We start from the raw sequence: 10980 nt of genomic DNA on the forward strand, positions 1-10980 counted from the left end.
TCGGAAAGCCGTGTGAGGGAGAACCTCATGCACGGTTTGATGAGGGGCGGATGAAAATTTCATCCGCCTACTCTACCCGGATTGCACAGAAGGACCTTGTAAGAAGCTGATCTTCCGGAGTTTAGTTGAAGGGAGGAAGTCTATGGAAAAACAGAAAGTAAAAGATGAAATTGCTGCACGTTTTGGAAAGAAAAACTGGCTTGTAAAAGCGCTTCCAATTGTATACTGTGTGACAGGTGTACTTCTTATGACCGCAGTACCCGTGTATGCGGATGACATTTTTGCAACTGCGAAAAATGCAATGCAGACGGTTTATACAGACGTAGCTGGCATTGCAACTGTGGCAGCTGTGGTTTGTGCGGCAGTATGCCTTTTTCTAATGAATTTTAGCAAATCGGGACGAACTGTGGATGAATCCAGATCCTGGTTAAAAAGGATTGTTATCTGCTGGGCGGCACTTATGACATTGGGTGCGATTGTAACGTATCTGGAAAAGATCATTCCACAGAGTATGTTTACGGGATGATCTGAAGAAAAGAAAAAGCCGGAGCTCTCCCGGCATAAAAGGAGGGTATCTATAATAGATATGAATGAAACATGAGCTGGCTGCTGGATCTTCTGGTAGATGCAGTCAAAGAAATGGTATCTCAGTTTATCATCGATATGATGGGACTGATTACGGATGTATTTACAGATTTACTATCCTGTAACCTCTCCCTGTTTGAAGAACTGTTTTCTGTAGTAGGAAGTCTGTACCAGAATGTGATTGTCCCTATGGGAATTGCTTTGTTACTTATGATCCTGATCTGGCAGCTGTTTAAATCCATGTTCGGGAAGGTTGGAATAAATGCTGAAGAACCAATCGAGTTAATTGGACGTTCTTCCATCTGCTTGTTCTTTGTGGTTGCCTCAAAGCCTGTTATTAATTACATATTGAAAATTGCGGGAACGCCATATCAATGGGGGATTGGAACCGACATCAAGGTGCAAAGTTTTTCGGAGTATGTAACTGCCTTAGAGGGGATTACAGCACCGCTAGGGCTTGGGACAGTCAGTATTGCAATTCTAATGCTTATCATGCAGTTTGTGGTGGCTTGGAACTACTTTAAAATGTTGTTCATTATTGCGGAGAGGTATGTCTTACTGGGCGTATTTTCCTATACAGCACCGCTGGCATTTGCAACCGGTGGATCTAAGTCCACGAACAACATCCTTGCATCCTGGTCGAAAATGTTTGGTGGACAGGTAGTTCTGATCATCTTAAATGCCTGGTGTTTAAAGATGTTTTTGTCTGGTTATGGAAATATGATGGCAAGCGGTTATGGTTTCACGAAGTTTTTTGTAGCAACTTTGTGTCTGGTGGGCTTTTGTAAAATTACATTCAAGCTGGATTCTTATATGGCGGCGTTAGGTGTGAATCTTGGACGGCCTTCCCCTGGCATGGGAGCACTTGGAGCAGCTATGGCGGCACAGCGTATTTTTTCACAGGCAGGAAGGGTATTTTCTGGAACGGATGGAAGTGGAAACGGTACAGGAAGATCTACGAACATGGGAAACACAGACCCCACAAATGGCTTTACCGGACCGGCGGGGCCTATCCCTATGAATCCCTCTGGTGGAAATGAAGTGGATATCGAATCTTTGTTTTGGGGTGGGGATTTTGATACGGAATATCCAGAAAAGCATGGGAATGCTGCTGGAAGTGTCAAGAGTGTGAATCATTCAAATACTGCTTCAGCAAATGTGCTGGACGAACTGGGAATTCATGCAAATGGAACGGAGTCTTCTGGTACATCTTATGTGTCTGGGACAGCCGCAACTGCTGTAACATCTGCAAGTGAAATTGAACCTGGGATGGAATCCGATGATTTCGTAGAACCGGAAGGGACTGTAATGGATCTGAATACGGGAAGCTTACCAGAATATCAGGAAGCTTCAGGCAGAGAGGCTGTTTCTTCAGAAGGTGTTACTACAAACAAAACTATGGAAGATGGATTCTCCGAAACATTATCAAGTGTAAATGGACTGGGTGAAATGGAGAATCCAGGAGAACCTGATTTCCCGGATGGAAAAACCACAGCCCGGAGTGATTCTATGTCTTTTGAAGCGCAGCCATTTGAAGGAGCATCTGCATTTAGCAGTGATAATGGCATTATGGCAGAACTTGGTGAATATCCAGCTTCGGAGACAGGCATGGGGACTTCGGATTATGCAATGGAAACGGATCTTGGAGGAGGCATTGGTAACAAAAGGCAGGAAGAAGGCAGAAATATTCCTTCTGATGGAAAAGGAGAACGATCTTATTCTGCCAGTGGTTTTGAAGCGGATGTATCTGGCCACTTAAATAGCAAGTATTCAGGTTCAGATAAAAATACTGCTGGTGAAAACGGATTTTCTTTTGATTCCAGAGCGGATTTTGGAATCCTGGACGCTGTGTCTGGAAATGAGAGTGTTCATGCAAGTCCAGATACGGAGGTAAGCTGCGCGAATAGTTTTTCAGAAGAGGTTGGAAATGCTTCTGGTAACGTGTCGGATGTTCCCAAAATGGAAACGCCTACATATTCGGATTCTGGTATTTCCGGGAATATAGAAAGTGAGCAGCAGGTTACAAACATGGGAGAGTCTTCTGCACAATCAGCAGAATCTGGTGACCTTGGAAATTATTCTACAACTGGAGATTTCGCTATAGACGGTTTAAATGGCATAAATGAACCTGAAGAAAGTTATATTCAGGAACCAGACGAATACCTGGAACAGGATAATCTGGATCCAATCGAAGAGGCAAATGACAGCTTTACACTTTCAGAGGAAATAAATGGTATGGAAGAAATCCAGACGGAGGATGCACAAATGCCTATGAATATGGAACTGCTACGCAATCCTCATAGAATCCTGGAAATTCCAAAATCAAGAAGTGAGTTAAGAGGACAGAAACAGGGTACCAGAGATACCGGAAGCTTGGAGGATTAAGCTATGGATGACGAAAGACAAGAGAGTTCCCCTCTTGATGAGGGGAGTGAAATGATCGCTCATTCGGCACAGGCTGCTTATGCGGTATCGGCAGCTGTAAAAGCTGGTGGAACTGCTTCTGGTGTGGCAGCCGGGACTGCTATGGCAGGGCCGCTTGGAACATTAGTAGGAACCTTGGCTGGCAGCAAAACAGTTTGGAAGGTGTTTGGTGCTATATTTCTATTTCTTTTTTTGTGGATGTTTATTATTGCAAACATGATCGGAATTATATTCAACTATCTGGGGTTTGCAACCGCGGATTCCTATGCAAATGAGGCACAGTCCAACCAGCTTGCAAATATCAGGAACAGAGCGGAGCAAATTCTGCAAAACGCAGATTATCAGAATGAGATTTTGCAGATCATAGGACAGCAGAGGGATTTACATTTGCAGGAAATCCAGGCAGACCAGATGAAAAAATATGCGCATGCTACTTTGGTTGTGGTGGATGAGTTTGAGACAAAACTAAAAAGAAGCTTATCCTATTATCTGTCTGTTATGCTCATGGATAAATGCGACAACAGCACCATATCTTCTTTCCTTGGATATTCAAATGTTCTGGGACTTGATATGGACACCAACCTTTCCAGCCCTTATGATGCCTATTTTCAGGAAGCTGCCAGGACCTATAATGTGCCAGTGGCGCTGCTTCTTGCAATCTGTAAAACGGAGTCTGATTTTAATCCGAATGTGGTATCAGGTGCTGGGGCAATAGGCTTAATGCAGCTTATGCCGGAAACGGCGGCTTCCCTTGGAGTATCCAATCCTTATGATCCGTACCAGAATATTATGGGCGGCGCCAAATTCATCAGCCAGCTGGTAGAGCAATTTAAAGGCTATTCCAATGGCTTAGAGCTTGCAGTCGCTGGATATAATGCAGGACCTTATGCAGTTATCAAATATGGTTATCAAGTACCGCCATATTCCGAAACCCAGGCCTATGTCAAGAAAGTGTTAGGGCTTGTCGAGATTCACGATAGTACATCCGGTACTTCCACAGAAATAAAAACAGATCAGGAGTCCCTGGAGAAATCATATCAGGTGTTAAAGGAGGCTGTCGCACAAAATGTGGACAGCTTTTTTTCGTGGACTGTAACAGATGAATGGGAAGGCCAAATGGAACAGAAAGTCTACTGTCTGGATGTGAATGGAAGCCGGGCAGAAACAGATGAACAGACTTATCGGCAGGTCCTGGAGCAGGGAGGCAATGTCTGGGAAGAAAAGAGGACAGTAACGACAAAGGTTGTAGAGTACACTCTGGCATTGATCTTGAACACACAGCTGACAGGAAGCAGCGGCTATCAATATAAATATGTGACAAATGAAAGCACATTCAATTTTGTATTAAAGCTGTTGGAATACCTGCAAGGCGGTGTAGAAGCTGTCAAAAATGCCCTTTACAATGTCTTTCACTGGACGGACTTTCTGACTGGTGGAACCAGTGGGAGTGATACCTATATCGGTAATATTGACGCGACTGGGGATATTATCACCTATGATACGGTGGGAAAAGGCGTCAAAAAGGTTGTTTATTATAACCAGGGAGAAGATCCCTGGGCTACCATGTCTTATGGAGCCAGTACGATCAAAGCCTCTGGATGCGGTCCAACATCCCTTGCCATTGTAATTTCAACCTTAACCGGGCAGACGGTGACTCCTGAGATGACCTGCGCGTTTTCCATTGCAAACGGGGAATATATCTATGGGCTTGGAACATGCCATTCCTTTCCGATGAATGCAGCCCATCACTGGGGACTTAACTGTGAAAGGGTAGGAAAAGACCGGATGGGGGATATTGTAAATGCCTTAAAAGATGGAAAAATGGTTGTAGAAATCTGCGAAGCCTACACCATAACGGGAAGTGGAAGCGGGCATTTTATTGTTCTGACGGGTGTTACTAAAGATGGCTATATCACCATTGCCGATTGTGCCAGTAGGGAACGTACTGGAAAAGTGTACAGCGTGGAAACGATTGCTTCTTACGGTCGTGACCTGGCAGATGGAGCCTTTTGGATCATTGGAAAATGAGAGGTGGGATTATGGACAGACATTTGAAATATTGGTTGCTTATGGGACTATATTCTTCTGTATTACTGGCAATGCCAATTACGGTACTTGCAAACACGAACACGCAGAATTCTACAGATCTTCCCCAGATTGTTTCCTGGGATGACGGACATGGATATCTGGAAAGTGGAGAAATGCTTCGGAATGGCTGGGGCTATGATACCGTCAATCCAGCTGGAAAATATGTGCTCTTTGATGAAGAGGGTGCTATCCTTAGACGCTCGGAATCCATGGAAGCAGGGTTGGAGGATAATTATACAGGTACCGAACAGGTTCCGGCAGTCATTGCATTTCGGGCACAGGTTTTTGACGGATTTGCTGGTACGATAGAGGCTATTTTAGAAGAACAAAATGGGGTAACCCAAACGGTATTCCTAAATGCGGACAACTTCTATGAGTGGAATCTGTCCACTGGAAGTGGAACTTATCGGATTCAGTCTGTAAGTGCAACGGAGGGAGATCTGTCTTTTGTAACAGAGTTTTCGAATATGTATCAGAATCTTCCAGAAGAAGGTCTCCTGGTGCAAAAGATTACAGTAACAGAGGTCGTTATAGAGAAAATCCCTGCAGCAGGGGAAGAATCTCAGGCTGCAGAGAAAAATGAAAATCCTATTGATGAAATGAATGTGCTTCCGCAGAAAGGACAGGAAGAGGAGACAGAGGGGATTTTAGAAAATCAAGCACAGGAGGTGAATATCGTGGATGCAGTAAAACAGAAGAATCCATTTATACTGCTCGGCGTAGGGGTGGCTCTAATTGCCGCAATCGGTGGCCTGATATGGTCTAAAAAGAGATAACAGGAAAGGAGCTTCACAAAAAATGACACAAAATGACCATTCAGACGTATATATCATTCCACCTAATTTTGTAAGAGATGGAACTTTGTTCTCTGGAAGGGCAGAAGCCCGAAATGTGGTAGAAGCAGCATTTTTGGCACTCGTTGGAATCCGCTTTTTAGTATTTTTAAATCTTGGAATAAAAGGGAAGATTTATGTCGGGATCATCCTGATTCTGCCGCTTGTGATATTGGCAGTAATCGGTGTCCAGGGCGAAAGTCTTTCCTCTTTTCTTATTCAGCTGTTTTCGTATATGGTGAAAAGGCGTGTTTTAACTGCACCAAGCGGTCAGTACCGTTTGAAACGAAACCGCCGTATCCGGAAACAGCAGAAGAAACGCTGCAGACGGGAACATAAAAAGAGAAAAAAGGAGGGTGGCAGAGATCGGAAGCGAAGTCGAAGAACTGAAGAGAAAACTGAAGGAGGCGAAGAAATCCGAGAAACTCGAAAAAAGGGAAAAACGGCAGCAGGAGCGTGAGCGAAAGAATACTGCCAGACTTCAAAAACGCCAGGATGTGCAGGAAGAAAAACTTCGGAAAAAAGAAGACAGATTACAGGCGCAAAAAGAAAAACGGGAAGCTGTCGCCCGGTTCCATGAACAGGAAGCAGAAGAACGCAGCCTCCGGAAAAATCTGGCTGTGCAGACAGAGGAAGAAACTGTAAAGGAAAAACAGCCTATTCCGGTGAAAGATACAGAACAGGTAGAAACAAAAGGCAGGGAAGAGAACGCCGGTGACCTGGATATTCTTCCAGTGACCTGGGCTTCGTCCTATTTGCCAATCAGTCAGATAAAAAATGGAGTGATTCAAACAAAAGATGAAAGGTACATTAAGATCATTGAAATTTTGCCTATCAACTTTCTGCTCCGTTCTGCGTCTGAGAAAAGAAATATCATTTATTCTTTTGCCTCGTATCTGAAAATTGCACCACCAAACCTGCAGTTTAAGGTTTTATCCAAGAAAGCGGATATTAAAGAATATATAGAGAAGATACGAAGAGAAGCAGAACAGGAACCAGATGAACGATGCAGAATCTTACAGGAAGATTATGCAAAGCTCCTGACACAGCTAGGAACCCGGGAAGCCATTACACGCCGTTTCTTTCTCATTTTTGAATATCCATTAAGCGGAACCAAATCTGTAAACGAAAGAGATATGTTTTTGTATTTACAGTCTGCAGTACAGACTGCGAAGAAATATCTTGCCATGTGCGGAAATGTGGTCCTGGAACATAAAAATGAAACTCGGTTTTGTGTGGAAGTGTTTTATCAGCTTTTAAATCGGGATACGAGCCTTAAAACAACGTTGGATGAGCGGATTGAAAAAGTACGGAATCATTATATCTTGGAAAACGGGAAAGAAAGTGTGGCAAAAATTCCGGTGACAGAGCTGATTGCACCAGATTCTTTGAATTTTAAAAGCTATAAATATGTGATTCTGGATGGCATTTATCATGCCTACCTCTATATTCCATCTGGCAGATATCGTTCCAGGGTGCCTGCTGGATGGCTTTCCCTTCTCATTAACGCTGGTGAGGGAATTGATATAGATTTGTTTTTCTTTCGCCAGGATAAAAATAAAAGCATGGAGCGGATCGGGCGGCGGATCCGTTTGAACCGCTCAAAAATAAAAGATACCTTTGATTCCAACAGTGATTTTGACAGTTTAAGTGAATCCATTCAGGCAGGTTATTACCTGAAACGTGGACTCTCTGGAAGCGAAGAATTTTACTATATGAGCACCTTAATTACCGTTACAGGGCATAGTGCGCGGGAAGTTGAATGGCGCTCAAAAGAGATGATAAAGCTGTTAAATTCGCAGGATATCGGGGTATCCAAGTGTCTATTCGGGGAAGAACAGGGATTTTTGTCCTCTCTTCCCCTGTTGTGCCTGGATAAGAAAATCTATGAAAGATCCAAACGAAATGTTCTAACATCAGGAGCTGCGGCCTGCTATCCATTTACTGCCTATGAAATGTCGGATAAAGATGGTATTTTGATGGGCGTGAATAAGGCAAACAGTTCCCTTGTTCTGGTGGATATTTTCAATACGTCTGTTTATAAAAATGCCAATATGGTTATATTCGGGACTTCTGGTTCCGGAAAGACGTTCACCATGCAGCTTATGGCGCTACGTATGAGAAGAAAAAATATCCAGGTATTTATCATTGCCCCGGATAAAGGACACGAATTTGCCAGGGCCTGCAATAACATTGGTGGCACATTCATTCAGATTTCGCCAGCATCTTCCAATTGTATCAACGTTATGGAAATCAGGCAGTCTGATAAAGCTACCAGTGAGCTGTTGGATGGATATGTTTCGGAACGTTCAGAACTAGCCGTGAAGATCCAAAGCCTGCATATCTTTTTCAGCCTTCTGGTACCAGATATGACGCATGAGGAAAAGCAGCTTCTTGATGAGGCTATGGTGATCTGTTACCAGGAAAAGGGAATCACCCATGATAACCAGAGTCTGTTTGATCCGACAAAGCCAGGGGGTTATAGAAAAATGCCAATCCTGGGAGATTTACACGAAGTCCTTCTTCGAAAGGAAGAGTGTAAGCGGCTTGCCAATATCTTAAATCGTCTGGTGAACGGTTCCGCAGCCAGCTTTAACCAGCAGACGAATGTGGATCTGAATAATAAATATGTGGTACTTGACATTTCTGAATTATCAGGAGATCTGCTGATTGGAATGTTTGTAGCACTTGATTACGTATGGTCTCGGACGAAGGAAGACCGAACCAGAGAAAAAGCAATCTTCATTGATGAAGCCTGGAAGCTGTTGTCCTCTAATGAACTTGCAGCTGACTATATCCAGGGAATCTACAAAACCATTCGTGCTTATGGTGGAGCTGCAATCAGTGCCTCACAGGATCTTGTTGATTACTATGAGTTGAACGGAGGCAAGATTGGAAGAGGAATCTTAAGCAACGCGAAAACCAAAATCATTTTAAACCTGGAGGTGGCAGAGGCAGAGCTGATACAAAAGGAACTGGATTTATCAGAAGCGGAGTTTAATTCTATTGTTCACTTTGAGAGAGGTTGTGGACTTATTTCAACAAATAGCAATAACCTGGTTGTTGAGTTTAAAGCAAGTCAGTTAGAAAAGGATCTGATCACAACAGACCGGAAGGACCTGCAGAAATTAAAAGGCAGGATTCAAAAGTATGGGGAATCCGCTTATGGAAACACGGAATGACACATAAAGGACGTATAGAAAACGTATAGAGTACGGCATATATGACGCATTCGTGTTTGAAAAAATGGTAAATGTCATTCATGACGTATAGAAAGACACATATAAGACGTATTATCACAAAAAATGTGAATGTTGTTATAAATGACGTAAAGAAAACGTCCTTTATGCGTCATAGAGATAATTGAAAAGATTGGCTGGAGGTATTAAAAAATGGAGAATAAACAAAGACCTGTCATTGCTGAAACCAGAGAGCTTGTGCAGAAATACCATGTTTTGGAAAAGGCACAGATTTATGCTTATTTTGCATTAGATGGCAGGGATCATTTTGTAGGAAAAGCATTTAAGGCGTTGGAAAAAGAGCGGCAGGTTTTCATTCATCCAGAACTGGAAGTGGTGGCAGCAAGTGAGGAAGCAATTGCTGCTAAGGATCTGGGAACTATGAAGGCTGTCTGGGTACTGGTTGATGTGATGAAAAAGAAACAAGTGGAAGAACACTTTCCTGCTTCGAAGGAAGAGTATCCGGTACGGATCGTATTCTACGGAGAGGGAGAAATCTTTGATATTTTGTACATTTCAGAGGCGGAAGTTACGGTGGTAAACAATCTGTTTTCGCGGAAAAAAATTGACAGTTGCGGACATATTATTGTAGTCGAAAATCCCGATTATATATCGGCTATTCACATAGCGGATGTGATTGGGTATTGTGTTGTGAAAGAAGGTGGGGAAGTCGAGTATTACCAATATAGTCAAGGCGGATCAGAAGAATAGTACTGAGCCGTTTGGAAAAATTAAGGACCAGCTGGATGAGACTCAGGCTTTAAGCTGGCGGATGGAGCAATATATGGCGGAGTCGCGGAATGTTCTTACTTCGTGTGTCCGTTTAAAATCGGAACTTCAATATGATTATTTCACGGAGTTAGTCCTGGAAGCCGCAAAAACATCTGAAAAATTAACCGATAAGCTTCGAAGGCTTACCTTAGAAGTGACAGTTAACCCAGTTCAATACGAAAACTACAAGGCGGAGCTTGTGACCATTCATGGAATCGAGGTGGAATTTTCTGAGGGAATCCTAAAGGTGGCATTGCCACTTCTGGTGCCCCATAGAAAAGATTTTTACACGGATTTTTTATACAAGCCACTGCATACAGCACTTCAGAACTGGTGCTTGGAACGGGTAAAAAAGGCGCTGGAAATCCCATTTTTCGAAGAATGCCTTGTCTGTTTTGTGCATGTTTATAATAAAAATCTGCCTTTGGTAGGACGTGTTCGGGATCACGATAACATTGAGGAAAAACATGTACTGGACATTGTTTCCAGTTTCTGTATGAAGTCAGATAGTGGTTTTTATGTGGATACTTTTCATACAACTAGGCTTGGAATGGAAGATGGCACATTATTATATGTGATGGAGGCTAAGAAATTTCCAGGTTGGATCCGTGAAAACAGCCAGCTTTTGGATATCGAAAAAGAAGCACTTTAAGATCAGAAAAATTCGATATATAGAATAGGCATTTAAGTGTTTGAAAAATAAGGCATTTTGGGATATGAGAATCCAGAAAAGATACCCAAGTATTCAACATATAGGGTACAGATTCTTATTGATTTTGAGTGGGAGGTGGAAATGAAAAAGGAGGATGTGTTGTTAAGACTGATTGCGATATCAGGGGAATTGCCAGCAGGCCTGGTAGGAGAAATTGTAGAATCAGAATCTTATGCAGCAGCTCTTATTACCAGGCTGAAAAAGGAAAATTATATCTCTGTGAGAAATGCAGGCGGATATAAGGGGTATGTGTTAAGGGGTAAAGGGAAAAGGTATCTTCTGGAGAGGTATGAAGATGACCTTTCCTTTTTTCTTTCTGGATCTGCAC

The 10980-nt window shown here is 42.9% G+C and carries 9 protein-coding genes; all 9 read left to right on the plus strand.

Annotated features, from left to right (window positions below; genetic code table 11):
• Nucleotides 1–142: 142 nt before the first annotated feature.
• Nucleotides 143–526, plus strand: a complete 384-nt coding sequence (locus AB5170_RS18220; protein ID WP_227199209.1) for a hypothetical protein — start codon at nucleotides 143–145, stop codon at nucleotides 524–526.
• A 71-nt stretch (nucleotides 527–597) separates the two neighbouring features.
• Entirely contained in the window at nucleotides 598–2970 is a 2373-nt protein-coding gene (locus AB5170_RS18225; RefSeq protein WP_368361941.1) for a hypothetical protein, read from the plus strand.
• Between the two features lie 3 nt (nucleotides 2971–2973).
• Nucleotides 2974–5037, plus strand: coding sequence for a transglycosylase SLT domain-containing protein (locus tag AB5170_RS18230; protein ID WP_177968936.1), 2064 nt, complete (start codon nucleotides 2974–2976; stop codon nucleotides 5035–5037).
• Nucleotides 5038–5048: 11 nt separating this feature from the next.
• Nucleotides 5049–5873 carry a hypothetical protein gene (locus tag AB5170_RS18235; protein WP_173719548.1) on the plus strand — a complete coding sequence of 275 codons (825 nt, stop codon included), beginning with the start codon at nucleotides 5049–5051 and terminating at the stop codon, nucleotides 5871–5873.
• A 22-nt stretch (nucleotides 5874–5895) separates the two neighbouring features.
• Entirely contained in the window at nucleotides 5896–6390 is a 495-nt protein-coding gene (locus AB5170_RS18240) for a hypothetical protein (RefSeq protein WP_177968933.1), read from the plus strand.
• Nucleotides 6287–9112, plus strand: a complete 2826-nt coding sequence (locus AB5170_RS18245; RefSeq protein ID WP_227199207.1) for a hypothetical protein — start codon at nucleotides 6287–6289, stop codon at nucleotides 9110–9112. The genes AB5170_RS18240 and AB5170_RS18245 overlap by 104 nt, the downstream gene beginning before the upstream one ends.
• A gap of 210 nt (nucleotides 9113–9322) precedes the next feature.
• Nucleotides 9323–9880: a DUF5697 family protein gene (locus AB5170_RS18250; RefSeq protein ID WP_118580531.1), complete on the plus strand. Its 558-nt coding sequence runs from the start codon at nucleotides 9323–9325 to the stop codon at nucleotides 9878–9880.
• A gap of 73 nt (nucleotides 9881–9953) precedes the next feature.
• Nucleotides 9954–10592: a DUF6100 family protein gene (locus AB5170_RS18255; protein ID WP_226855589.1), complete on the plus strand. Its 639-nt coding sequence runs from the start codon at nucleotides 9954–9956 to the stop codon at nucleotides 10590–10592.
• 141 nt (nucleotides 10593–10733) lie between these two features.
• Nucleotides 10734–10980: hypothetical protein (locus tag AB5170_RS18260; RefSeq protein ID WP_368365128.1), on the plus strand; the 247-nt coding region annotated here is incomplete at its 3' end.

Source organism: Ruminococcus sp. RTP21484sp1_RTP21281st1_A8_RTP21281_210402 (assembly GCF_040914025.1).
GTDB classification, from domain to species: Bacteria; Bacillota; Clostridia; order Lachnospirales; family Lachnospiraceae; genus Blautia_A; species Blautia_A faecis.